The sequence below is a fragment of the Sporichthyaceae bacterium genome (assembly GCA_036269075.1).
Lineage (GTDB): Bacteria > Actinomycetota > Actinomycetes > Sporichthyales > Sporichthyaceae > DASQPJ01.
Genome location: DATASX010000063.1, coordinates 24,050 through 47,645, shown reverse-complemented (window position 1 = coordinate 47,645; position 23,596 = coordinate 24,050). Strand labels below are relative to the sequence as shown.

The 23,596-nt window shown below is 70.7% G+C and carries 23 protein-coding genes; 9 read left to right on the top strand and 14 right to left on the bottom strand.

Annotation, left to right across the window (positions count from 1 at the left end; translation table 11 throughout):
- The first annotated feature begins 379 nt into the window (after positions 1 to 379).
- Positions 380 to 1,615 (top strand): helix-turn-helix domain-containing protein, encoded by a 1,236-nt coding sequence (locus VHU88_11335; protein HEX3612270.1) that lies wholly within the window; start codon positions 380 to 382, stop codon positions 1,613 to 1,615.
- A 7-nt stretch (positions 1,616 to 1,622) separates the two neighbouring features.
- Here VHU88_11335 and VHU88_11330 read toward each other — a convergent pair whose 3' ends face one another.
- Positions 1,623 to 2,522 (bottom strand): hypothetical protein, encoded by a 900-nt coding sequence (locus VHU88_11330; GenBank protein HEX3612269.1) that lies wholly within the window; start codon positions 2,520 to 2,522, stop codon positions 1,623 to 1,625.
- Between the two features lie 327 nt (positions 2,523 to 2,849).
- Here VHU88_11330 and VHU88_11325 point away from each other — a divergent pair, with 327 nt between their 5' ends.
- The 5 genes from VHU88_11325 (at position 2,850) to VHU88_11305 (ending at position 5,662) form a co-directional block, all read left to right on the top strand.
- Complete coding sequence (locus VHU88_11325; GenBank protein HEX3612268.1) at positions 2,850 to 3,032, top strand: hypothetical protein; 183 nt, start codon at positions 2,850 to 2,852, stop codon at positions 3,030 to 3,032.
- A gap of 178 nt (positions 3,033 to 3,210) precedes the next feature.
- Positions 3,211 to 3,990, top strand: coding sequence for a hypothetical protein (locus VHU88_11320; protein HEX3612267.1), 780 nt, complete (start codon positions 3,211 to 3,213; stop codon positions 3,988 to 3,990).
- Positions 3,991 to 4,051: 61 nt separating this feature from the next.
- On the top strand, positions 4,052 to 4,468 hold the full coding sequence (locus VHU88_11315) for a hypothetical protein (protein ID HEX3612266.1): 417 nt from the start codon (positions 4,052 to 4,054) through the stop codon (positions 4,466 to 4,468).
- 381 nt (positions 4,469 to 4,849) lie between these two features.
- On the top strand, positions 4,850 to 5,317 hold the full coding sequence (locus VHU88_11310; GenBank protein ID HEX3612265.1) for a hypothetical protein: 468 nt from the start codon (positions 4,850 to 4,852) through the stop codon (positions 5,315 to 5,317).
- A gap of 123 nt (positions 5,318 to 5,440) precedes the next feature.
- Positions 5,441 to 5,662 carry a hypothetical protein gene (locus tag VHU88_11305; GenBank protein HEX3612264.1) on the top strand — a complete coding sequence of 74 codons (222 nt, stop codon included), beginning with the start codon at positions 5,441 to 5,443 and terminating at the stop codon, positions 5,660 to 5,662.
- 21 nt (positions 5,663 to 5,683) lie between these two features.
- Here VHU88_11305 and VHU88_11300 read toward each other — a convergent pair whose 3' ends face one another.
- Positions 5,684 to 5,953 (bottom strand): hypothetical protein, encoded by a 270-nt coding sequence (locus VHU88_11300; GenBank protein HEX3612263.1) that lies wholly within the window; start codon positions 5,951 to 5,953, stop codon positions 5,684 to 5,686.
- Positions 5,954 to 6,349: 396 nt separating this feature from the next.
- On the opposite strand from VHU88_11300, the gene VHU88_11295 reads away from it, so the two are divergent.
- Entirely contained in the window at positions 6,350 to 6,673 is a 324-nt protein-coding gene (locus VHU88_11295) for a hypothetical protein (GenBank protein HEX3612262.1), read from the top strand.
- A gap of 39 nt (positions 6,674 to 6,712) precedes the next feature.
- On the opposite strand, the gene VHU88_11290 is transcribed toward VHU88_11295, so the two are convergent.
- The 7 genes from VHU88_11290 to VHU88_11260 form a co-directional block, all read right to left on the bottom strand.
- A complete protein-coding gene (locus tag VHU88_11290) occupies positions 6,713 to 7,696 on the bottom strand; it encodes a hypothetical protein (GenBank protein HEX3612261.1) in 984 nt (327 codons plus the stop codon).
- A 143-nt stretch (positions 7,697 to 7,839) separates the two neighbouring features.
- Complete coding sequence (locus tag VHU88_11285; protein HEX3612260.1) at positions 7,840 to 8,799, bottom strand: oxygenase MpaB family protein; 960 nt, start codon at positions 8,797 to 8,799, stop codon at positions 7,840 to 7,842.
- A 45-nt stretch (positions 8,800 to 8,844) separates the two neighbouring features.
- On the bottom strand, positions 8,845 to 9,792 hold the full coding sequence (locus VHU88_11280) for a TIGR03564 family F420-dependent LLM class oxidoreductase (protein ID HEX3612259.1): 948 nt from the start codon (positions 9,790 to 9,792) through the stop codon (positions 8,845 to 8,847).
- 380 nt (positions 9,793 to 10,172) lie between these two features.
- Complete coding sequence (locus tag VHU88_11275; protein HEX3612258.1) at positions 10,173 to 11,048, bottom strand: hypothetical protein; 876 nt, start codon at positions 11,046 to 11,048, stop codon at positions 10,173 to 10,175.
- A 203-nt stretch (positions 11,049 to 11,251) separates the two neighbouring features.
- A complete protein-coding gene (locus VHU88_11270; protein HEX3612257.1) occupies positions 11,252 to 12,547 on the bottom strand; it encodes an ABC transporter permease in 1,296 nt (431 codons plus the stop codon).
- A 125-nt stretch (positions 12,548 to 12,672) separates the two neighbouring features.
- Positions 12,673 to 12,942, bottom strand: a complete 270-nt coding sequence (locus VHU88_11265; GenBank protein ID HEX3612256.1) for a hypothetical protein — start codon at positions 12,940 to 12,942, stop codon at positions 12,673 to 12,675.
- Positions 12,943 to 13,176: 234 nt separating this feature from the next.
- Positions 13,177 to 14,655 carry an ABC transporter permease gene (locus VHU88_11260; GenBank protein HEX3612255.1) on the bottom strand — a complete coding sequence of 493 codons (1,479 nt, stop codon included), beginning with the start codon at positions 14,653 to 14,655 and terminating at the stop codon, positions 13,177 to 13,179.
- A gap of 514 nt (positions 14,656 to 15,169) precedes the next feature.
- Between VHU88_11260 and VHU88_11255 the strand changes: the two genes are divergently transcribed.
- Positions 15,170 to 15,610, top strand: a complete 441-nt coding sequence (locus tag VHU88_11255) for a hypothetical protein (protein HEX3612254.1) — start codon at positions 15,170 to 15,172, stop codon at positions 15,608 to 15,610.
- Between the two features lie 186 nt (positions 15,611 to 15,796).
- Complete coding sequence (locus tag VHU88_11250) at positions 15,797 to 16,315, top strand: hypothetical protein (GenBank protein ID HEX3612253.1); 519 nt, start codon at positions 15,797 to 15,799, stop codon at positions 16,313 to 16,315.
- Positions 16,316 to 16,331: 16 nt separating this feature from the next.
- On the opposite strand, the gene VHU88_11245 is transcribed toward VHU88_11250, so the two are convergent.
- The 5 genes from VHU88_11245 to VHU88_11225 form a co-directional block, all read right to left on the bottom strand.
- A complete protein-coding gene (locus VHU88_11245) occupies positions 16,332 to 17,564 on the bottom strand; it encodes an MFS transporter (GenBank protein ID HEX3612252.1) in 1,233 nt (410 codons plus the stop codon).
- Between the two features lie 96 nt (positions 17,565 to 17,660).
- Entirely contained in the window at positions 17,661 to 19,412 is a 1,752-nt protein-coding gene (locus tag VHU88_11240) for an ABC transporter ATP-binding protein (GenBank protein HEX3612251.1), read from the bottom strand.
- Positions 19,409 to 21,160: an ABC transporter ATP-binding protein gene (locus VHU88_11235; GenBank protein HEX3612250.1), complete on the bottom strand. Its 1,752-nt coding sequence runs from the start codon at positions 21,158 to 21,160 to the stop codon at positions 19,409 to 19,411. Before VHU88_11235 ends, VHU88_11240 begins: the two co-directional genes overlap by 4 nt.
- Before the next feature lie 443 nt (positions 21,161 to 21,603).
- Positions 21,604 to 22,053, bottom strand: a complete 450-nt coding sequence (locus VHU88_11230; GenBank protein ID HEX3612249.1) for a hypothetical protein — start codon at positions 22,051 to 22,053, stop codon at positions 21,604 to 21,606.
- A 61-nt stretch (positions 22,054 to 22,114) separates the two neighbouring features.
- Complete coding sequence (locus tag VHU88_11225; GenBank protein ID HEX3612248.1) at positions 22,115 to 23,440, bottom strand: ABC transporter permease; 1,326 nt, start codon at positions 23,438 to 23,440, stop codon at positions 22,115 to 22,117.
- Positions 23,441 to 23,596: the final 156 nt, after the last annotated feature.

Sequence of the window (23,596 nt, the reverse complement as noted above, 5' to 3'; positions counted from 1 at the left end):
CCGGAACTGCCGCACGCCGCAAGCACCAGCGCCGCGCTGACGACGAACGGAACGGCAGCCGCCTTTCTGCCGATCAACTTCATAGTTTCTCCTCTAGTTCGGATGACTGAGCCGCCCGCGCGAGGAACGAGCACGAGTGGCGTGGCTCGGTCTGGTCCGCCGGGTCCCGGGTGGCCGGCGAAAAGACGACTGTCCCCGTCTGCGCCGATCCGCGACAGATACGGGCTCACAGTGGTGACTGTGACCCAGCACACTGATAACAGACGGTCATCGGTGCAGGCCCGACCCGTGTCGGTCGGCCCCGATCAGGAGTACGGTCCCTCGCGCGGGCCGGTCGACACAGCGCGGGCAGGCCGCCTCGTGGACGGACGAGGAGCGGATGGACCCCTCCGATCGGCACTTGCTGCTCGGCGACGTCGTCGACCGGGTGGTCGACGGTGCGACCGAGGCTGCCGTGGACGCCATCTGGGCCGGTGTTCCCGCCTATGCGGCGAACCCCGACCCGGGCCTACATGCCGAGGTCAGGGCGCACTGCCGGGCGGTGTTCGTGTCCCTGGCCACCACCCTGCGGGAGCAGCGGCCGGCTCGGCTCGAGGACTTCCCGATGACGGTGCGGGCCGCGATGCGCCGGGTCGAGCAGGGCATCGTGCTGGCCGACTTCATCCGCGCCTTCCAACTGGGCCAGGGCGCGATGTGGGCGCAGTTGCGGGCCGCCGCCGAGGAGGACCCCGCGCTCCGACCGGTGATCCTGGACGTGGTCGGCCCGCTCATGCAGGTCGTCGAGGCGGGCAGCGTCGCGGCGGCCACCACCCACCTGGAGGCCGAGCAGTTCCGACTGGCCGACCGGGACCGACTGCGTCGCGACCTGGTCGAGGACCTGATCGCCGGGCGGGTGCCGCTGACCGTGCCGCGCATCGGTCTGCTGCGAACGGTCGGCCTGTCCGACGGGGCCGAGTTCGTCGTCGCGTCCGGTGCGCTGGACAGCGGGGAGGACGACGCCGGTCTGCTGCGGACGCTCGCGGACGCGGTCCACGGCGTGACCGCGGGCGGTTCGCCGGGCATCCAGGCGGTGCGTCAGTCCGAACTGATCGCGATCCTGCCGGTCGCCGGAGTCGGCTCCGGTGGCATCGAGTCCGGGCTGCGGGAGTCCGTCAGTCGGCTGCGGGCGACCGGGATCGCCGCGTCGTTCGGCGTGAGCACCACCTACCGGGCCTGGTCGGAGGTGCCGGCCGGCTACTCCGAGGCTCGCACCGCCCGCCAAGCCTGCGCCGGCGGTGCAGTACTGGCGCTGACGTCGCTGTCCCCGGCCGACTACCTCGTGCTGCGTAACGACTCCACCGCCCGCCGACTGATCAACCCGGCGGTCCGCCGCTACCTCGAGGAGGACCTGGCCGAGGGCGGCGAGTACATCCGGACCGTCCTGGCCGTGGCCGCGGACGGGCTCAACGTCCGGGCGACCGCCGAGCGGTTGAACCTGCACGCGAACACCGTCTACAACCGGTTGGACCGGATCGCCGACCGGACCGGCTACGACGCGCGGCGCTACCCGGACATCACCTACCTGGTGACCGCGATCCAGTTGCTCACCCAGCAGCCCGGCGTCAACCACACCTGACGCAGCGTCAGACGGCGATCGCGCGGTCCCCGTCCGCCACCTGCGCCGCGCTGCCCCGTTTCTTGCTGCGATGCCGATCAGGCGTCGAGGTCCGCGGATCCGGCAGGAGTTTCTCCTTGGCCAGCACGTAGCCGCGCATGCCGGTGCGCATCAACGCGACCACCCGCCGGTCCGGTGGACGCAGGCGATGGACCCGCAAAACCGCTTCGCCGTAGAAGGAACAGAGCATCGCCCGGCCGAGGAAGTGCAGCGGGCGCGGGAACCACCGGGCGGCGAACTGCTCGATGACGGCTCGGGTGCACGCCGCGCCGTCCGGCGTCCAGTCCTGGTGGCGCGACTCCCACTCGTCGAGGAACGTCAGCATCGCGGCGAAGTCCGCCGGGAAGCCGGCCACCGGGCCGGTCTCGGTCCAGAACAATTCGGCCATCGCGCACCAGTGCCGATGTGCCGCGATCCGCTGACGGTTCGTGTAACCGGGCAGTCCGGCCAACTGTCGGATCCGGTGGTAGCCCGCGCCCAGGTAGCACAACGTGTAGACGAAGTCCTCAGGGTCGCCGAAGTCGCCCGGGTAACGACGGCTGATGCCGCGGTGCATCTCGTTGACCTGCTCGACCGAGGCGTGGGTGTGCTCCGAGGACGGGCCGTGGGCGAACCAGGTCCAGAAGTGGTGGACGGTCTCGAGTTGCCGGCGGTCGGGGTCGGTGATCACCGGGCCGGTGCCGCCTCGGCCCACCGTCCGGCCGCCGTTGGCGGGCAACATGAAGTTCGGGAAGCTGACGCTGTAGAGGAAACTCATCATGAACTCGTCGACCCAGTACGTCGACGACAACGCCCAGATCCGTTCGTAGTCGACGTCCGGGTCGAGGCGCTCGATCTCCCCGGCGATCCATTTGTACCTGCGGGCCACCGGCCGCCTCCTGAGCTCAGGCGCACACTGTGGCCCGGTTCGGCCACATCGTGCAACATCGGCGCCTTCGGGATCAGGCGGGCGCTCCGTGTCCCGAAGCCCAGCGGGCGGTAGTGGTTCACGCCGGCATCAAGGTCACGGACCGGTAGGATCGGGACCACTCGGGTGCACCCACAGGCAACGTATCGGGTGGTCGTCCGGCGGACGAACATCCGGCCGGCGGTGGCGGACGGTCGGGCGTGGGGCCCCGATTTCTGTGTCGGCCGGGTATGCACTGCCAAGGACGCACATCCGCGCGCCGTGGATCATCCGGAGGGGAGACCGTCGATGACCGAGCCGGTGCCATTCACCGCCGACGACACGCGGTACGCGGTTAGTCTGTCCGATCCTGCCGACCGGGTGGCCAACGCGGAGTGCCGCACGCTGGCGATCATGGTGCTCAGCGGAGCGGCCAGCCTCGAGGAGTTCCAAGCGAACTGTCGGATCGACAACCCGCTGCGCAAGGCCTGACCAGCTCTTAGGGCCCGCACTTTTCTGCGCTGATGGGCGGGTTTGCGTACCCCTTGCCTTCGTCTCGCCTGTGGCTTCCCTCCGTGATCATGGACTGGGTTACCGGCCGCTCGGTAGGGCATCGTGGCCGGTAGGTGCTCCCGCGACCGCGGGTGTGCGGCACGGGACGGGAGGACGGATGACCAGGACGACGGCTTCGCGCGCCGGACGCGCTCTGACGGCGGTGCTGCTGGCAGGTGGCTTTGCCACGGCGGTGTCGGCCTACGAACTCCAGTCGGCAGCGGCGGCCCCGGCGCCCGGGTCGGAAGCGCCGCAGCCGCTGACCGAGTGCGGGATCGCCCAGCTGACCCCGCGGGTCCCGGCCGCCGACCCGGTGCTGGGACGCGCGCAGCAGCTCTTCGACGGTCTGGCCGCGGGGCAGCAGGTCGCGCCGGCGCTTCGGGACGTGTACGCGTCCGACCCGACCGCGCTGAACATCGACCAGCGCCACGAGGTGCTGCTGTTCCTGTCCAGCCTCAACCAGTGCCCGGGCCTGGACCAGAACCTGCAGGCCGACGTGCTCGGCACCTTCGACCGGCTGGCACCGGAACCGGTCACCGCACAGCCGGCGGACGTGCGTGCGGACGACTCCACGGTCGGCGGCGACCCCGACTGGTGCTGGGACGGCAACTGGAACGGCCACCCGTGGTGGTTCCGCCCGTACTGGGACCAGCCGGTGCTGGACCGGCAGGACTGGGTGCGCTGGGGTCACGACCGCGTCGTCGACGTCGCTTGGCTCTGGACCGGCTCGACCTGGGACCAGTACGGGCGCCAGGGCTTGCGCGTGCAACCGTCGCAGCCCTGGCTGCCGACGGTGGTGAGCCGGGCCCGCCTGCCGCACGAACCGGCCCAGCGTGTGCCGGCGGAGCAGGTCTCGGCGCAACCTCCTGCGGCCGCGCCCGCCGCGGCTCCCCGGTAACGAGGCCCGGCGGGTGGATGCTGGTGCTCGTCGAGGACCCGCCGTAGCCAGGAGACGACGAGTGACCGAACCCAACGCCGTCGCTTTCGAGCTTGTGCTCTGCGCAGCGGCCATGCCGAATCCGGCCGACCGCAGCACTGTGGACATGCGTGCCGCCGGCCTGCGACACGCGCCGAGCGGTAGCCCACACGTCGCCGTGGTGTTCGTGAAGGTTCCGCCGGCCAGGTTCGGCGAGACCTTCGACCTGGCCATGGATCTGCTCGACGAGAACGGGGAACAGGTGCACGGTCCGGGACCTTCAGGATCGGTGCCGGTCTGCCGCGACTTCACCATCGAGGTCCCGCAGGCGCAGGCGGGCTCCGGGGCCCAGGTGTGGGCGGGCGCTTATGCGCAGGGCGCGCCGCCGTTGCCGCCCGGCGCGTACCAGTGGCGTGTCGCCCTGGACGGCCAGGTCCGGACGGAGTCCATCTCGACGTAGTCGGCCGGGCCGGATCCGAAGCGTCCGTCACGCAACTCGCTCGGCTGGGTAACAGTTGCGCAAGCAATTGAATATGTGTCGCCGTGCCGGCACGATTCATCCAGGTCGGCGCCCTCGAGGCTCCGAACCCCTCGCTGGGCGCTGACCGGTTCAGGCGGCCGCGGCGCGAGTACCGGTCCGCCGGACCGGAGGGTCGGCTTTGCGCCCCCTCCTGGTTCCCGCCCATCACCCGACCTTCCGTCGGTTCCGGCCGGGGTGGCGGCGCTCGTCCTGAACACGATCGGGTGATTCGACGTCGGCGCCGGGGTGTCCGTCCGATGAATTCGGGTCGAGCCCGGTAGAACCGCTGGAGCACAGCCGCCGACGGTAAGGAGACAGGACATGGGCAAGCTCTGCTCGGCCGCCGCACTGGTGGCCGTCGTGCTCGCCGGTGGGGCGTTCACGACGAGCGCTCACGCGGCGACAGGAACTGAACACACGGTGCCGGCTGCTGACCACACCGTGCCGGCTGACGGCCCGGACTGGTGCGGCCCGCTGCACGACGACAACACGATTCCGCCGCCGCGCAAGCCGGACGACCGGGACTCCGCCCAGGGGCGGCACAGCTCCATGAACGGCGCCTACTGCTCCGGCGATGCCGGTTCGACCCGCAAGCCTGGACCACAGGGCTACTACGCCCCAAAGACCCCTAAGACCCCAAAGGTCGATGCCGGACAACGCAGCGGCGCCGACCAGCCCGGTGCTGCCGATCAGCGCAGTAGCGAGGCCAATCCCAACCCGGCCAACCCGGCCAGCGCGGACCGGCGGGCCGCGACCGGCGAGCCTGCAGGTACCGGGGCCAAGCCCTGAACTGACGCATCGTCAGATCGGTCGAGAAGGACGCCACGCCGAAGGTGTCCTTACTTGCGCAACCAGTTGAATGCTCCTATCGTCCCGAGCGGACCGGATCCCGGACTCGGCCGAGGAGATCGCATGTCCCACAACCGTTTTCCGCTCACCTGCCTGCGCCTGACGACCCTCGGGGTAAGCCTTTGCGCGGCTCTCGTGCTCGGTGCGCCCGTCGCGCAGGCGGCCGTCGGTGCACCGGACGTGGCCGGGCGGCACCACCATTGCGGCAACGACCCGGCCTACAACTCCTCACGCGACCCGCAGTGCCGCTGGATGATGCACCGGTGGCACAAGCACGACCACTGAGTTCTGCGCCCCTGATGTCTCTCAGGGCTCCGCCGGGTCGCCGTAGGCGTGCGACTGGTCGCTGTCGCTCGGCGCGGGCGCCTGATTGCCGCGCAGCAGGTCGAGCGGGCATGGGCCGCTCGAGTCGCAGATCGGGAGCCCGACCGGCCCGGCCTCGGCGGCGATGCTGTGCGGGTGGATCTGCCCGGCGGAGGCATGTGCCGCGCCCACGGTGAGCAGGGCTGAGACGAGCACGGCCGAGGTGAGGCTGACGGCGGTCAGGGCCCTACCGGCCCGGGTGGTCAGTGGCATGCGACGTCCCCCTGCGTGGTGTTCTGTGCTGCGTGGTGTGCTGAGGACGGCCCGTGGGCCGTGATGGCTCTTCGACGCCGAACGGCCGATGCCCGGTTCCCTCATTCGGCGGATTTCTTCGGAAAATTCCGACAACCCGCTTGCGGTCCGGTCCGATCACCTGCTCGGCCGACCCGCCCGTGCTGGACGAATCGCCCGAAAGACGCTCGGAACTGGCCGAACGGAGGACCCCGACCTGGTCGCACGACGCGTCGAACAGGACACCCGACCGGTCGACGGTGCACCGGCGGGCCGCTGGGGGGCGACGTGGGGATTCGGGTCCGAGACCGGCAGGACCGATCACAGCGCAGGCGTGCGCGAGGTTCCCTCGCGGAATTCGACGCCGGGCGCAATCAATTGCCGGAGCCGACGTGGGCTGCCGGCGCGCGGCTCGCGGCTGCCCGCTGGGTCGAGCTCGAGGATCACGTGCGGATCCTGACCGGGGCGCCGGGCGCCCTGGAATTGGCCGAGAAGTGCGCGGACGACGTCGACCTCACGCTGACCCAGGTGGCCCTGCTCGTCACCACGATCCCGATGCCGGGTGCCGACGCGGTCCGCGCCGGTCTGGAATCGGTGCAGTGCGACCTGCGGGCCGGACACCGACCGGACCTGCGACTGATGGCCTGCATCGCCCGCTGGCTGGGCAGCGCGGCCGGCGGCGCCCCTCCGGCCGCCGACTGACGAGCCGTCACTCCAGAACTCGCACCAGCCGGCGAGGCGTCACGGGGCTTCCCACTGGATCGAGGTCAGCCACTGTGTGCCCCGGGTCGTCTGGGCGGCGGACTTCAGCGAGGTCGCCAAGCTCGTCCACGCGTCCGTCGGGTCGAGCGTGGTCGGGTCCGCGGAGAACTCCGAGAGGTCACCGGTGAAGTTGATGGCCGCGCCGTGCACGGCCGCTTTCCCGTACTTGCTGATCTGGGTCCACTGCGCGGCGTTGGCCGCGTAGTAGATCTCCGGCAGTGGCAAGGCCGTGGGCTCGCCCCAGCTGACCTCCCAGACGTCGCGCTGGTTCCATCCGTTGTTGCACGGACCGTTGGTGGCGGTGGTCTGCGGGCAGCCACCGGCGTCGCCGTAGTCGAAGTAGTAGCTCCCGGTGCCTGCCGCGCCGTAGCCGGCGGCCCAACTCAACGCGGCGGCCGGTGAGCTCCACTCGGTCTCCATGTCGTTCGCGCCGTCGACCACGATCCGTTTGGTGATCGGCGCCTCCGCGTTGGCGACAGCGGCCACGACGTTCGCCCAGGTCGCCCCGCCGCTGTTGGTGACGTCCCGCAACGAGTTGTTGGTGCCGATGCCGAGGGTCAGCACGGCCGAGAAGTCGCTGCCCACGCACACGTACCAACCGAGCGCGTAGTTCTCCGTGAGGTTCTCGATCTGGGCGTTGGTCAGTTCGAGCGGGCCGACTACCGGCTTCGTGCCTGAACCGTCGGCGTACTGGCCGCCGAAGTCGAGGATCGTCAGCCGCTGGGCGGCGCCGTGGGTCGCGTCGACTTTCCCGTCCTGGCAACCCATGTCGAAGATGAGCTGCGGGTTGCTGCTGGTGACGTAGTACGAATCGTCGACGCCGTCGGGCGGCGCTGCCGCAGGCAGCGTCGCCGCCGATGCCGGACCGACTGACGCGATCGCCGCCACCAGACACAGGGCGACGGCCGCGGCGGATCGTCGCAACCGGCGCCGGTGGGCACGCATGCTTGTTCTCGCAGCCATGCCGGGGACCGTACCGAAGCTCAACCCGCAGATCCCTTGGAGCGGGATTGGCGGTTCCTGAGAGCGTCAACCGTCACGGAGGACCGTGGCGGATCCGGAAATCTCCGCCCGATGCGTTATTGCGATGGGTTTATGAGCAACCGTCAGAACGGGCACTTGCCGCGCGGGTCGGCCTGGATCGCTCGTGCCCAGTCCGGGCCGACCTCCGATGAGTCCGGAATGCGCCCGTACTCGGTGGTCCAGGGGCGGATGATGTTGTCCGCGCGGGCCGGGCCGGGAATGCGTCGGCGGCCGCGGAAGTAGACGTCGACGGCTACCCGGACCGCCTTGCGCATCGCTACCGGGGCGGGCTGCATGTCTACGGTCGCCAGCAGGTGGTCGTCGCACAGGGCGCGGAGGAACTGCGAGCCCAGTGGCCGCAGTGGGCCGGGTGCCCACCTGTCGAGGAAGCACTTCTCCATGGCCAGCGAGACGTTCACGGCGTCGTCAGTGCGCTCGTACTCGGTGCGCTCGTACTCATGGAACCACCTGCGGAAGCCCGCCTGATCCTCCGGGATCTCGACGCCCCACTCCCGGCCGACCCCGGTCCAGAACAGGAACAGCGCGCGTTGCTCCGGTGCGGTCAGCGCGTCCACGCCGAGCATCTCCGGGATGCGCACCGGCTCGTAGCAGAGGCTCGCGATCGTGTAGCGGTAGTCGTCCATCTTGATGTCGAAGGTCTGGTGGATCGCCGACAACCGGTCGATGGTCGTCCGGCCCTCCGCGGACGCATGGCCGTCGCGGTAGAGCAGGCCGAAGAACAGCAGGCTGTCATCGGTGCGTTTCGTGGTGTCGGTGAGGGTTGGCCCGTAGCCGCGGCGCCCGATGATCGGACCGATGGATCGCACCGCGACCTGCCGGTAGTACGCGACGGTGAACAGGGCCTGGTGGAACCAGGCGTCCGAGAAGACCCGTCCGAGAAGCAGGTTCGTGTACTCGTGGTGGTCGGTGTCCGGGTCGAGCTTCGCCAGTCGGTCCAGCACTTCGCGGCGGGACCGCACCCGGGACGGAACAGCGGCGACCCGTCCGGCAACTCGGCGGGCGGTCGTGGCAGGGGCGGGCATCGTTCCTCCTCCGGCGTGGCATCCAGGATGGACCGGACCACCCTGTCACCCGGCAGGCGGGGCGAACTCCGTGGCCAGCTCGGCCAGCAACGCGATGGTGCGGTTCGAGGACTTCGCCGCGTCCCAGCCCACCGGGAGGACGACCGCAGAGATCTCGGTCGCGCCGGCGTCGCGCAGGGCCGCGAGGTGGGACCGGATCGCCTCCTCGTCGCCGATGACCGCCAGTTCCGCGGGGGAGGTGACGCCCTCGCGCTCGAACTGGTTGCGATAGTTGTCCAGACCGCCGTAGCGGGCGAAGGTCTCGTTGACGGCTTGCTCGGCCTTGCCACGGTCGGCCAGCGCGACAGGCAGTCCGACGACGATCCTGGGGGCGCCTCGACCGGCCGCGCCGGCCGCCTCGGTCAACCCCGGCACGATGTGCTTGTCCAGGCCCCGAGGGCCTGCCAGCCAGGTGATGATCCCGTCGGACAGTTCCCCGGCCACCCGCACCATCCGTGGGCCGAGCGCACCGACGAGGATCGAGACCGGCGAGGTCCCGGGAATGTCGAAGCCGCACTCGACGTCGAAGAATCTGCCGTGGTGGGAAACCTGCCCGGTGGTCAGCAGCGTGCCGAGAACCTGCAGGTACTCGCGCATGTGCTCGGCCGGACTCTCGAAGGGCAGGCCCAGCATCCCCTCCATGATCGGCCGGTGGGAGACACCGACGCCGAGGGTCAGTCGCCCGCCGATCAGCGCCTGCACGGTCGCCGCCTCGTGCGCCAAGGTGTACGGGTGGCGCGGGTAGGTGGGAACGACACCGATCCCGAGTTCGATCTCGGTGGTGATCAGTCCGGCCGCGGTGATCGTGGGGATCGAGTCGGTACCGCGGATGAAGTGCGTTGCCCAGGCGCCCGGGAAGCCGGCGTCCTCGGCGGCGGCCGCCGCCGCGGCCACCGCGCGTGGTGGCACGGGGGCGGACAGGACGTCGCCGCCGATGCCCAGACTGATTCGCATGCCCGAATTCCCTTTCCCGCTGCGGATGTGAGGGGCGTCAGCCCGCGTAGGAACCGATGTGGCCGAGCCCGGCGTGAAGCGTGGCTGCCAAGCTCGGGGGCACCGCGAAGGGGCTGCGCATCCGTCGATGCTGGCACGGGCCATGGAACGCCGCCCGGGCGGCCGACCGGGACGGTTCGGCCGCCCGGGGGTTCGCGGGTCCGGACGGGGACATACCCGGATGCCTCTTCGGCCTCCTACGCCCCGGGCAGGGCGGCCGCCGGTTCGATGCGTTCGACGCCGCAGCGCGGCCCCGACCTTTCCCGGCGACGCCCGGTTTGTTCACTGAACACCCGGGAGCGCCCCCGGTCAACGGAATACCGGCAACGTCTGACGCTGCCTCAGTCAGTCTGTGCCGGCTCGACGACGAGCCCGACGGCGTTCGGCATCGGTGGGACTCCGGCGTCCACCAGAGTGCGGGCCAAGCCGGCCAGCAGGTCGGCCAGGCGCCGGGTCCCGCCCTCGCCGAGGGCCTGCCACGGTTGTTCGGCGGCGGCGTCGGTCTGTGCCTCGATCCGCCGGTGCAGGTCCCGCCCGGCCGCGGCCGGGCGTCGGTCCGGATCGAGAATTCCACGCGATACCAGGGAATCCGCGGCCGCGGTCCAGTCCTGCTCAGGCCACTGTCGGCCGATCCGCACCGTCTCCAGGTCGGACTCGTCGGCTGCGGCCTTGAGCAGGTGGGCTGCCACCGGACCGACCTGGTGCGTGACCAGCACCGCGATGTGCCCGTCGCCCCGGTGCTCCCGCAGCGTGGTGGTCGCCTGCCACAACGCCAGGTGCGGCTTCTCGGGTCGAGGCAGGCCCTGATTCGCCGCCCCCAGCGGCCTGCCGGCGCAGTCGGCCCCGACGGCAGCCGCCCAGGCCAGGTCAGCGGCTTCGTGGACCGTCTCCGACTCCACCAGTCCGGTGCCCCAGACCCGTCGCAGCGCGGCGTCGACGCCACGCAGTCGCGCAGCGAGGACCTCGGCGGGACTGGCCCTGTCCCACGCGTCGGGCAGGGCGCGGCGCACCCGGGCCGGATGGAACCCGTGGCAGACGGCCGTGGCCACCTCGGCGCCGACCGGCCCCAGCGGCGCCAACCGCATGGCGAAGTAGCCCATCCAGAACCCCCGCATCCCGGCGGCGTCGCCGGCTTGCTGGACCTCCGGGGTGAAGTAGGCGACGTCGTGGATCGGCTCGAACAACGACCACATCCGCCGCGCCGCGCTCGTATCCACCGATCGCCCTCCGTTCCGCGCCACCGGCCCTCGGTCCCGCACCCGCACCCGCACCCGCACCCGCACCCGCACCCGCACCCGCACCCGCACACCACCAATGGGCAGAGTTGCAAACCCTGTGGTGACTTCGCGGAGGCGATCGTCCCACTGGTTGCAACTCTGCCCGTGTGTGGTGTGGGTGGGTGGTTCGGGGGAGGCCGGGGTTACTCCCAGCGCAAGGCCTGGATCGGGCGCAGCGCCGCGGCCCGCGCGGCCGGGTAGAAGCCGAAGACCAGGCCGGTGGCCAGCGACACGCCGAGGGCCAGCCACACCGACCAGGACGCGACGACGGGCTGCACGCCGGCGATGGTGAACCGGGCGGCGAACACCCCGGCCCCGACACCGAGCAGGCCACCGAGCATCGACAGGATCACTGCCTCGGACAGGAACTGACGGACGATGTCGGAGCGGTTTCCGCCGATCGCCTTGCGGATGCCGATTTCGCGGGTCCGCTCGGTGACCGACACGAGCATGATGTTCATGACCCCGATGCCACCGACCAGCAGCGAGATCCCGGCGACCGCGGCGAGCAGGATCGTCAGGGTGTGAGTGGACTGCGACGAGGCGGCCAGCACCGACGAGGCGTTGTAGACGACGAGGTTCGTGTTCAGCGCGGTGAGCCCATGCTTCTGGTCGAGGATCGACTGCACCTCGTTCTGCGCCGCGCCCGTGGTGGTCGGGGCGGTCGCCTGCACCTCGATCGAGCTCAGCTGCCCGCCGCCGATGGTGCCGTAGCCGGACAACGCGTCCTGGACGGCGCTGATCGGCGCGATCACCTTGTCGTCCAGGTCCTGCTGGCCGGCGTAGCCCTTGGAGGACAGGATCCCGATCACGTTGAATGGTTGGCCGTTGAAGCGCACCTGGGTACCGACCAGTTGCGCCGGGTCGCCGCTGGTGAGGTCGGCGGCGACGCTGGTGCCGAGCAGCGCGACGTGGTCGTGCGAGGCGTTCTGCGCGTCGGTGAACGGGGTGCCAACGGCAACCGTGTCCTCGTCGATGCCGAGGTAGTTGGCCGTCGAGCCGACGAACGACGAGACGGTGTGCGAGGAACTCCCCTCGGTCGCGACAACGCTGCGCACGGTGACCAGCGGCGCGACCGCGGACACGTCGGGTGCTCCGGGGTTGTTCTGCAGCGCGGTGACGTCGGACATGTTGAGCACAGCGGGGGACTGCTGGGTGCCGTTGGCCGGCTTGGCGGTGATCCCGAGGGAACGACGCAACTGGCCCTGGAGGGCACTGCCGTGCCCGCCGGTGCCGCTGGGCATCGGGACGACGTTGAGGGTGTCGGACCCGAGTTTGTCGATCGAGGCGGCTACCGCCGCGTTGGACCCGGTGCCGACGGCAACCAGGGTGATCACCGACGCCACACCGATGACGATGCCGAGCATGGTCAGTACGGATCGCAGCTTGTTCGCCACGACCCCTTGCCAGGCGAACCGCGCACTCTCCCGGAACCGCATGGCTGCCTCCTTGCTCGCCGAATCGGGACACCCAAACCCTGGCCGGCAACCTTGTGCGTCGCCTATGACGCGCTTGTGCGAATCGTGCGGATCGCGTTTCCGGCAGCCGAACGGATGAGGACCGTTCAGTGGTGGCGCCCGCCGCGGTGCCCCACAGGTGCGCAGGTACCGTCCGGTCCGCAGTACCGAAGCAGGCTGGGGTCGGCCGGGCTGTCGGTGCCGGTGCAGCCGGACACGTGCTGCGGCGTGCAGTCATCGGCCCGCACCTGCGGATGATCCGTGCCGGCGCTCGCCCAGGCCGTTCCGCCGGCCACCGCGACGGCACCGGTGGCCGCGAGTGCCGCTGCGGCCAGGGCGACCGTTCGGCGCGCGCGGGTGCAGGAGGGCATGCGCATGAGAACTCCCAGCAGTCGAAGGGGGACCGCCGGACGTCGGGCGATGACGTCCGCGAGCACGAGCGACGGCCGATGCTGCGCCGCTTGCTCGACGGGTCCGGCACTACTGGTCGCTCAGTCCCTTCGACCCTCCGAACGGAGGAGATGGTTCCCCGAAAGTTCCATCTTTTTGTCGGAAGATCAGTTGATGCGGCGACATCGCTGAATCAGCGGGGGAAAAGGCGTGGCACCCGATCACTCGTAACGCAGGGCTTCGATGGGGGAGAGCGCCGCCGCGCGGTACGCCGGGTACAGGCCGAAGAACAGCCCGGTGCAGAGGGTCACGGCCAACGCCGTCCCGACCGACCACGGCGCCAGCACCGGGCTGACCCCGGCGACGTGGAGTCGGCACAACCCGATGCCGACCAGCGCGCCGAGGCCGCCGCCGATCATCGACAGGGTGACGGCCTCGCCGAGGAACTGGCCGAGGATGTCGCGACGTCCGGCGCCGACGGCCTTGCGGATGCCGATCTCCTTGGTGCGTTCGGTGACGGCGATCAGCATCGTGTTCATGACCCCGATTCCCCCGACGAGCAGACAGATCCCGGCCACGACGGCCAGCAGCACGGTCAACGTCTGCGCGGCCGAGGACGAGGCTGTCAGCAGCGAGGCGGCGTTGTAGGTCACGAAGTCGCTGTCGACCGGGGCGGTGTGGTGCCGGGAGTCGAGGATCGCAGTCACCTCGGCCTGCGCGGCCGGAACGGCCGCCGGCGCGTTCGCCTGCACGGCGATCCCGTTGATCGGGCCTTGGCCCGGCGGGGCGTATCCGTAGAGGGAGTCCGCGACCGAGGTCGCGGTGCAGATGGCCACGTTGTCCATGTCGGACTGCCCGGAGTAGCCCTTCACCCCGAGGACACCCACCACCGTGAAGGGTCGGCCGTTCAACCGGATCCTTCGTCCGACCAAGCTGTTCGGGTCGGCGCTGGTCAGGTCGGCGGCGACGGTCCGACCCAGCAGGCAGTCGTGCGCGTGGACCAGGGTGTCCGCGTCGGTGAACGCTCGCCCGGCAGTCACGGTCTCGTCGTTGATGCCCAAGAACGAGGTCGTGGTGCCGATCAGCGTGCCGATGCTGTGGGACGCCGTGCCGTACTGCGCCTGCACCCCGCCGATCCAGATACCCGGGGCCACCGCAGCGACGTCCGGCGCCAGGACGGAATTCTGCAGCGCTTGCGCATCAGCCCAGGTCAACTCCGGCTTGCGCGGGTCGGTGGCATTCGGCGGCGGCGGGGCCAGACCCAATGCTCGGCGCAGTTCGTTCTGCTGTTCGCTGCCGTTGCCGCCGGTGCCCACCTGGTGCGGCGACACGTACACGGTGCTGGTGCCCAGCCGTTGGATCGAGGCCGCGACCGCGGCCCGCGAGCCGGCCCCGACCGCGACCAGTTCCACCACCGCGGCGACGCCGATCAGGATGCTCAGCACGGTCAGGGTCGAGCGCAGCCGGGCGGAAAGCACTGCTTGGACGGCGAAACGCAGTGCCTCCACCACGCGGGACGGGCCGAGAAACCGGACCCGGTGGCGTGGGGTCAGCCGCGGTGCGGCGGGCCGAGCACGTTGGGCGACACCGGCCCGAACGGCCGCCGGCCGCGGGCTCGGGTCGAGGCCCGCGCCGGCGGTCGGACCCGGCCCGTCCTGGTAAGCCTGCTGCGGGTCGATCGGAGCCGCGATGGTGCGCATTCTTCTGGTTGCCTTTCCGCGGCCGAGCGCGAAGCGGAGTCGTTCGATTTCCCGGGCGCCGCCGCGCGGTCTCGGTCCTGGTGGACCGACCGACGCGGCTGTGCCGGGTGGCTGGGTGACGGCTGTTGTTGGGTTCCTCGGCCGCACGCGGCCGATGGCAGATCCCATGCAGGGATGTGAAGTTGGTCCAGCGCCGACAACAGGACGGTCAGTTGCGAATTCCCCCGGAAAGTCTCGGCGCCGCATCTTCACACGAACTTCGACGCGACGCAATGGCCGAATTTCTCGGCCTCTTCGGCGTTTTCATGAAAGCCGATTTGTCGACCGGTGAGCAATTCTCGCGAGCGCAAATGCCCGGTGTCGAACGGGTGTCGTCGAGACCTACTGACGTCGACCTGTCGGGATCTGATGAGGCGTCATGTTCGGGCGCCGACCCCGCCACCTGTGGTGCTGCCCACCGCGCCGGTGCCGGATCGGCGCCGGCTCGCTACCGTGATCGGCAAAGGAGGCGACGATGACCGAGCTGGAACGCATCGATTCGGCGCACGACGAGTTGGCGGCGCAGGCCGACCAGACGGTGACGGTGATCCGGTCGTTGGCCGGCAAACTTCAGGCGGCCGACGCGGCGGGTAATCCGGCCGCGGCGGAGTGGAAGCAGGACCTGCGCGAGGTCGCGCTGGCACTGCAGGCCGAGCAGCAGCAGGTTGGTGCACTACTGCAGGCCCTGCACGACTTCGTCCTGGCGAACGCGAACCAACCGGTGTCGCAGGCGGCCTTCCAGGCCCCGCCGCCGGTGCAGCAGCCGCAGTACCAACCGCAGTACGAGCAGCCCGCGCCCCGCCAAGGGCTGCTGGCGCGCTTCCTCGGCGGCCGGTTCGGCAGCGCGGTGGCGCAGGGCGCCGGGATGGGCCTCGGGTTCGGGCTCGCCGAGGACGTCATCGACGACATCTTCTGAAGCCGTGCTCCGTCGGCGGGCATCCAACTAGTTGGTCGGTTCGGTGGCGGGCACGTCCGGTCTGAGGCAAAATTCCGATACTGCGCAGTTGGTTATGGGGGCCACGGCAGGAGCGGGAGGACCGGGATGCGTTGGCGACGCCTATCGCGCGGTTCGGACCTGGCACGGGTCATTCGCAACGACCCGATGAGGCGGCGCGCCCGGCGCCTGCGGGCCGCGACTTGGGCGCTGCTCGGTTTCGGCGGCTTCGGGGCCACGGTGGGCGCTGTGGCCACCGGCTGGGGGATCTACGACATGGTGCGCGATCCGGACCGTTCGGTGACCGCCACCACGACTGCCCAGTCGACCATGCGGCCCGTCGAGGGCTACGGCGTCGCGCCGCGTTGGCTGGCGCCGGTCTCCTGGACCGACCGATCCGGCGGCGTGCACCGCGGCGAAATCGCGGTTTCCATGCGGTTGGCCGCCGGCGTCCCGGTCGCCGCCGGGCTCACCTCATCGGGAACGTTGCGTCACGAGCCGCCGCCGGCTGCTGATGCGTGGGTACGGGCCCTGCTGGCCGCGGGCGCGGTCGAGGGGATCGCGGTGTTGCTGCTCTGGCAGGGGCGGTCGGTCGGGCGGCGGCGGGTCGAGGCGGTCCGGCTGCGGTCCTGGGACCGCTCCTGGGCCGAGTGGTCCACGCGGTCGGAGCACCTGGGCGGGAACTGACGCTCCACGCCGGGGCTCAGCCGGCTGTGGCGGGCCCGGGCATCCGGCGCAGCAGGAGGACCAGCACGGTCGCGGACAACGCCGCGACCAGTCCCGCGAACACGAGCCCCGCGGTCCGCAGCCCTGCGGTCTGAGCGAGCACTCCCTCGCCGACGATCGGGATCGAGATCGCCACGTAGGCGACCACGAAGAAACTCGACGCGACCGCGCCGCGTTGCTGCGGGGGCGTCTCGGCGTTGATCGCCGCCAGCCCGGCGCGGAAACTCAGGCCCTGGCCGAACCCGGCGAGAACACCACCGGCCACGATCAGCGGCAACGACGCAGCGGCCAGTCCGGCGGCCAGGACAGCCATGCCCGCGATCAACCCGAAGCAGCCACCGGGCAACGCGTGGCCGGCCGGGATCCGCTCGAGGGCCAGTTGTCCGGCCGCGGAGGCGACGAACACCGCGAACACCACGGCCCCGATGCCGGCCCGGCTGGTGTGGCCCAGGGAAACCACGAAGGCGGGCGCCACCGCGGTGAACAACCCGAGCACCGCGAAGCCCGCGCAGGCCGCGATCGCCGCCCGGGTGAAGGTGGCGCGGACACCGTCGGGAACCCGCAGGCCCTGAACGGAGGGCCGAGCCCCACGGGTGACCTCGACCGGCTCACGCATCATCGCCACCAACGCGATCGCGGCGACCACCAGGATCAGATTGACGAGGTACGGCGTCCGTATCGGGTGCGGCGCGGTCTGGGACACGACCCCGGAGAGCAGCGGGCCCAGCCCGAGGCCGCCCATGTTCGCCACTGTGGCGGTCAGCGTCGCCCTGCCGCGGTGCTGTTCGGGTGCCAGGTCCACCAGGGTCGCGGTGGCGGTACCGGTGAAGACCCCGGCCGAGAGCCCGGACAGCACCCGGCCCACCAGCAGCAGCCCCAACCCGTGCGCGAGCAGGAAGACGACGGCCGACAGCGCCGAGGCGACCAACGCCGGTAACAGCATCCGGCGCCGCCCGATCCGGTCGGAGAAGTTCCCGAACAGCAGCAGTGCGGCGATCACGCCGATCGCGTAGGTGGAGTAGACGACGGTGATCGTCAGTTCGGACAGCCCGAAGCTCTGCCGGTACCTGCCGTACAGGGGCGTCGGCAGCGTCGTCCCGAGCATGTTCACCACGAACGCGAAGGCGACCACGGCGAAGCCGGCGCGCCGGCTCAGCCGCGCCGGCACCCGACGGCGCGGCGTCGGGTGCTCGGCCACGTCGCAGCTCACCGTCGCACCTCTTCCGAGCTCTGCCGTACCGACGCCGACGCGCCCTACCGGGGACCTGCCCGACCCGCGACCACGCAATCGCGTCCGGCGGGTAGCTCAGAGCACGAAACTGGGGCAGCGGTCCGCCAGGCCGGACCAGTGCCCCACCAGGTCCTGGTACATCGGCGAGCCGGTCAACAGTTGCCGGTGGGTCCCGACGCCGGTGTTGGCTCCGTCCAGAATGAGGACGGTGTCGGCCCGCATCGCGGAGCTGATCCTGTGGGCGATCACGACCAACGTCCCGCCGCGGGCGGCGAACGCGTCCTCGACCCGGGACTCGGCACCCGGGTCGAGATGGCAGGTCGCCTCGTCGAGTACGACCAGCGGCGCGGGGGAGGCCCAGGCCCGAGCCAAGGCGACCAGCTGGAGCTGCGCGGGGTCGAGGCACGCCGGGTCGAGCAGCCCGTCATAGCCGATCCGGTCGCGCACCGCGGTCAGACCGACGGCGGCCACGGCACGGTCCAGGTGGCGGTCGGTGGCGTCCGAGTTCAGGTAGCGAAGGTTCTCGCGCAACGTGCCGGAGAAGACGTAGGCCTGCTGGGGCAGGTAGACCCGCAGGTTCGCCAACGTCGCGGGCGGCAGACCGGCCGGGTCGAGCCCGCCCACCCGGATCGACCCGGCGGTCGGGTGGAGCATCCCGCAGATCAGCGCGGCCAGGGTGGACTTGCCGATCCCGCTGGCGCCCACCACCGCTAACCAGGCGCCGTGCGGCACCGTCAGATCCAAGCCTGCCAGCACCGGTTCGGCGTGGGGTCCGTAGGCGAAGCCGAGCCCCTGAATCCGGATGTCGACGGCGTCGGGCACTCGCGCGGCCGGCCCGGGTGCGACGGCCGGCACCCGGGCCGGTCCGGTCTCGGCCAGGCGTGCCGCGTTGACCGCCAGTGGCAGGACCGCGGTGCTCACCGAGTCGCTGACCGACTGCGCGAGCGGCGCGACAGTCGCGAGGTCGTAGGTCAACGCCCCGGCCAGTGCGCCGGGGGCAGTGCCGTGTCGGATCAACCAGGGCGCCGCGAGCAGCAGCAAGGCAGCCGGCGCTCGTCCGCCGAGGCCGACGACCAGCAGGCGCAGGCCGGACAGCCCGGCCACGAGGCGGGCGGTCCGCGCCTGGGCATCGATGCGCTGGGCGCATTCCTGGCGTGCCCACTGATCGGCGCCGGCGACCCGGATGTCGCGCAGGCCGGCCGTGGTCGAGTGCACGATCGCCGACAGGTCCTCGGCGCCGAGCACCAGATTCCGTTGGGCCCGTAAGACCCGCGGCATGCCGGTCGCGAACAGCAGCGCGGTCGCGAGCAACGGCGCCGCCGTCAGCGCGGCGGCGGCCGGTGAGAGTGCCGCCTGCCCGATCAGCACTCCGAGGATGCTGAGAGCGACGCTGAGCAGACAGCAGATCGTGCCCGCCAGGCCGGCCCGGGCCGCCTCGACCTGCTGACTGAGCGCGGCAAGTACCCGGCCCGAGTCTCCGCCGCCTGCGGGCGCGACGGCACGAGCGATTGCGCCGTCGATCAGGTCGACGACCAGCCGGTCGCGGAAGGATTCCACGATCTCGCCGACCGCGCGGACCGAGCGCCCGGTCGCGGCGGCGGCCGGCGCGATCGACAGCGCGGGGAGAGCCAACCAGGCCAGCCCGACCGCGGCATGGTGACGCAGGAACCCGTCGTCGAGGCTGTGGGCCACGGCCCAGCCGGTCAGCAAGGTCGGTCCCGCGGCCAGAGCTGTCCAGCCTGCCGCCGCGGCGCTGGCGCGGGGTCGGGTGCGCAGCGCGCCGGCCACGACGGCGAGCACGCCGACCCGGTGCTCAGGGCCGGTCACAGCGCGAACACCGCGGCCCGGTCCTGGACCCCGGGAACCCTTGTGCCGCCTAGGCAAACGGGTTCGTCGTGCCGGAACACCGCCCGGTAATCGGGGTTCCTCCACAGGTCGCGGTGGGTGCCGTCGCCGCGCACCCGGCCGCCGTCCAGCCACAGGACCCGGTCGACGCGCGCGGCGGTCGATGCCCGCCGGGCGACCACCACGCGGGTTCGCCTGCTCGCTGCGGCGAGCGCGACGGAGATCCGGTGCTCGGTGACCGTGTCCAGGCTCGAGGTCGCGTCGTCGAGCACCAGCACCCGTCCGGGGTGGGCGAAGGCTCGGGCCAAGCCGAGTCGTTGCAGTTCGCCCCCGGACATCGGGGCATCGTTCAACGCGGTCGAGTAACCGGCCGGGAGTCGGCGGATGAATTCGTCGGCGCAGGCGGCCTGGGCGGCTTCGACCAGCACCGCGGTGCTCACCGGATCGACCCGCAGGGCGAGCGTCTCCGCGATCGTGGCGCCGAGCAGGGCGGGACGGTCGAAGGCGTAGGTGACGCTTTGGTGCAAGGCCGCGGCGGTCAAGCTGCGTACGTCCTGCCCGTCGAGCAGCACGGCGCCGGCGTCCGGGTCGACCAATCTGCCGCACAGCGCGGCCAACGTCGCGGCGGAGCCGTCGCGACCGACCAGTGCAACCGATTGGCCCGCCGGAATCTCGACGTCGATCCGGTGCAACGGCGCGGTTTCGGGACGGTCGACGGTGACCTCGGCCAGCCGGATCGTGCCAGGCCCACCGTTGTCCGGCATGGGTCCGTAGCTCGTCGCGGAAACCTCGAGCAGCGCCGAGCACCGCGCGGCCGCGCCGCGGGCTGCCCCGAGCGCGCTGAGCTGACCGACCGTTGTGATCAGCCGAGCCCCGAGTGCGACGTAGCCGGTGATCGCAAACAGCTGACCGACCGTCAGTTGTCCTTCGGACACACGACAGCCGGCGATTCCGAGTACCAGAATCTGCAGCACGGGCAGCAGCACCGCCCCGCGGGTCGCCGTTCCGGCCTGAAGCCGCCAGAGCGCCGCGCCCTGGCGGTGCAGCTCCGGCAGGTCCGCGAGAATCCGGGCACGTTCTGCCTCAGCGGTCCCCGAGGCGGCCACGGTGCGTGCGCCGGCCAGGGTCTCGGTCACGGCGGTGGCAATTCGGCCCTGGGTCTGCAGGTAGTGGGTGTTCACCTCGCGGGTGCTGCGCAGCAGGCTGCGCGAGAGCAGGACCAGGATCGCCAGGCCGGCGCTGAACACGGTCGCGCACGCCACGTCGATGGCGAACATCAACGCGATCGCGCCGAGCACCGGCAGTGCGGAGATCCCGACCACGGCGATCCGGGAGGAGACAGTGGCCGCCTGTGCGGTGTTGCCCACCGCCCGGGCCACGAGGTCGCCGACGCCGGCGGCGCCGAGCAGGCGCGGACCGACCGCGAGGAGGTGGTCGACCAGGCGGCGGCGGCCGCGGGCGGTGTTGGCGGCGACCAGTGCGCCGGCGGCGGTCGTGGTCACCGCCTCGCACAGGGGGACTGCGATCAGCAGGCCGATCGAGGCGCCGACCCAGGCGGTTTGCCCGGTCGCAGCGGTGCCGGGGATCAGCAGGAGGTCGAGCGCCCGGCCGCAGACGCCGGGTAGACACAGGATTCCGAGGGCGCGGAGCAGGCTCGCGCCAAGCATGAGCAGGAGCCATCCGGAGCCCCGCGTGCGTTCGCGCAGCGGGTCGGCCACCGCCCCTGCCACTGGGTCTCCTCTGCCGGCCGGGAAGCACGATCGGGGCGATGCGCAGTGCAGTGACGGCGGGTCCGCCGACCGTCCTCGGTCGGCGGACCCGCACGTCGGGACCCGCTGAAAGGGCCCCGGAGTTAAAGCACGATGTCCAGCACGTCGCCGTCGCCGCCGGTGTTGCCGCCCAGGGCGCCGCCGCCGCCGAGCAGGCCGTTGAGGAGGTTGGTGAGGTTCAGGAACGGAATGTCGTTACGCATGGTCGTCTCCTGGAGGGTCAGCGGATCACGTGAGAACTGCCGGCCGCCCGCGGCGGCCTACCCCCGCAGAACCCCGCAGAAGGTCCCTGAGGAGCCCCGAACCCCGGGAGTCAAGGTGATGATTTCCGCGATCAAAGTCACCGTAAACATGTGATCGGCAACACTTTGCCGAACAGGCGGGAAGCGCGCGATGCACGGGCCCTACAGGGCTGCGGACCGGCTGCTCCGTCGCCGGGTCGCGGCCAGTCCGGAGCCGAGCATTGCCGCCGCTCCGACCAGCGCGACCCACGGCCCCAGGCCGACGGACGGTATCCCCAGAGTGCCCGCCGAGAGGTGGTGCAGGTCGCGGAACAGGAATGCCACCCACGTCACCGAGGCGGCACCGATCGCCAGCTGGGCCTCGACGAGGTGCCGCACCGCCGCGCAGGCGATCAGTGCCGCCATGCCCGCCAGCGCCAGGGTGATCCAAGGCAGCAGCTGACCGTTGTTCACGCCGAGCACCCGGGCCGCGGGAATCATCTCCACCAGGCTCAGATCGCCCAGCGGTCGGACGTGGACCCAGGACAGCACGACCGAGAAGGCCATGACCAACGAGCCGCCCAGGAGGGCGACCCGGGCCTGCAGGTCGACCGGCAGATCGTCGGTACCCACTTCGTGCACCTGCCTTGTAGCCGTCGGATCCGTGACGCTGGAGCAAATGATACGAAACGTCTCACTCATAACAGAGGGCTTCGATCGGACGCAGGGACGCCGCTCGTTGGGCAGGGTAGGCGCCGAAGACCAGGCCGGTGAACAGGGAGACCGCCAGCGCCAGCCAGATCGAGTACGGCGCGACCTTCGGGTGTACCCCGACGATCGTGAACCGCGAGGCGATCAGGCCGATGGCCACCCCCAGCAGTCCGCCGATCATCGAGACGATCACCGCCTCGGTGAGGAACTGACCGATGATCGCCGGACCCTTGGCACCGATGGCCTTGCGGATGCCGATCTCCCGGGTCCGTTCGGTGACGGACACCAGCATGATGTTCATGACCCCGATCCCGCCGACCAGCAAGGAGATCCCGGCGACGGCGGCCAACAGGATCGTCAACGTCTTGTTGGACGAGGCGGAGGCGGCGAGGATCGAGGCGGCGTTGTAGACGACCACATCGGCGTTCACGGCGGAGACATGGTGGCGGTCGTCCAGTTCCTTCTGCACCTCGGTCTGCGCCGCGTCCAGCGTGGCCGCGGAGGTCGACTGCGCGGAGATGCTCGTCAACTGGCTGGACCCGGCGGTCGTGTAGCCGAACAGCGCGTCCTCGGTCGAGGTGATCGGTGCGACGACCTTGTCATCGAGGTCGGTGTTGCCCGAGTAGCCCTTGGACCCGAGGATCCCGATCACGGTGAAGTCCTGGCCGTTGAACCGCACGGCCTGGCCCACCAGTTCGGAGTTCTCCCCACTGACCAGATCGGCTGCCACGGACACCCCGACCACCGCGACCCGGGCGTGGTGGGCGACCTCCTGTTCGGTGAAGAACCGGCCGGCGCTGACCGTGTCGGCGTCGATCGGGAAGTAGTTGGCGGTGGTTCCGAGGAAGAAGTTCACCGTGTGGCTGGAACCGCCGTAGACCGCGTTCACATTGCCCGAGGAGCCGGACGGCAGCGTCGAGTTGGGTAGGCCGACCTTGGGCGCGACGTCGAGCACGTCCGGGCAGCAGCCGTCGGACTTCAGGGCCGACGCGTCGGCGAACGTGATGTCCGAGGTCTGCTCGTGGGTGGAGTTGTCGGGCTTCGACGAGATCTTCAGCAGGCGACGCAGCTGCTGCTGCATGGCACTGCCGTGCCCGCCCAACCCGGTCGGCATCGGTGCGACGTTGAGCACGTTCGACCCGAGCCGGTCGATGTTGGCCTGCACGGCGGCCTGCGACCCGGTGCCGACCGCGATCAGCGTGATCACCGAGGCCACCCCGATCACGATGCCCAGCATGGTCAGCGCGGCACGCATCTTGTTGGCGACGATGCCGCCCCACGCGAACCGGAACGTCTGCCTCATCGACATGGCGCCGATCTCCTCTGCCAGGCGGTCGTGATCTTGCGCCTAGAGGTACCAGCGGAGGGGTTTCGTCGCGGTTTCAGAGCGGGCCGGATGAGCGCCGATTCTCTTACCCAGATAGGAACTGACTGACACTCATAATTGAATGGCGATTAAATGCCG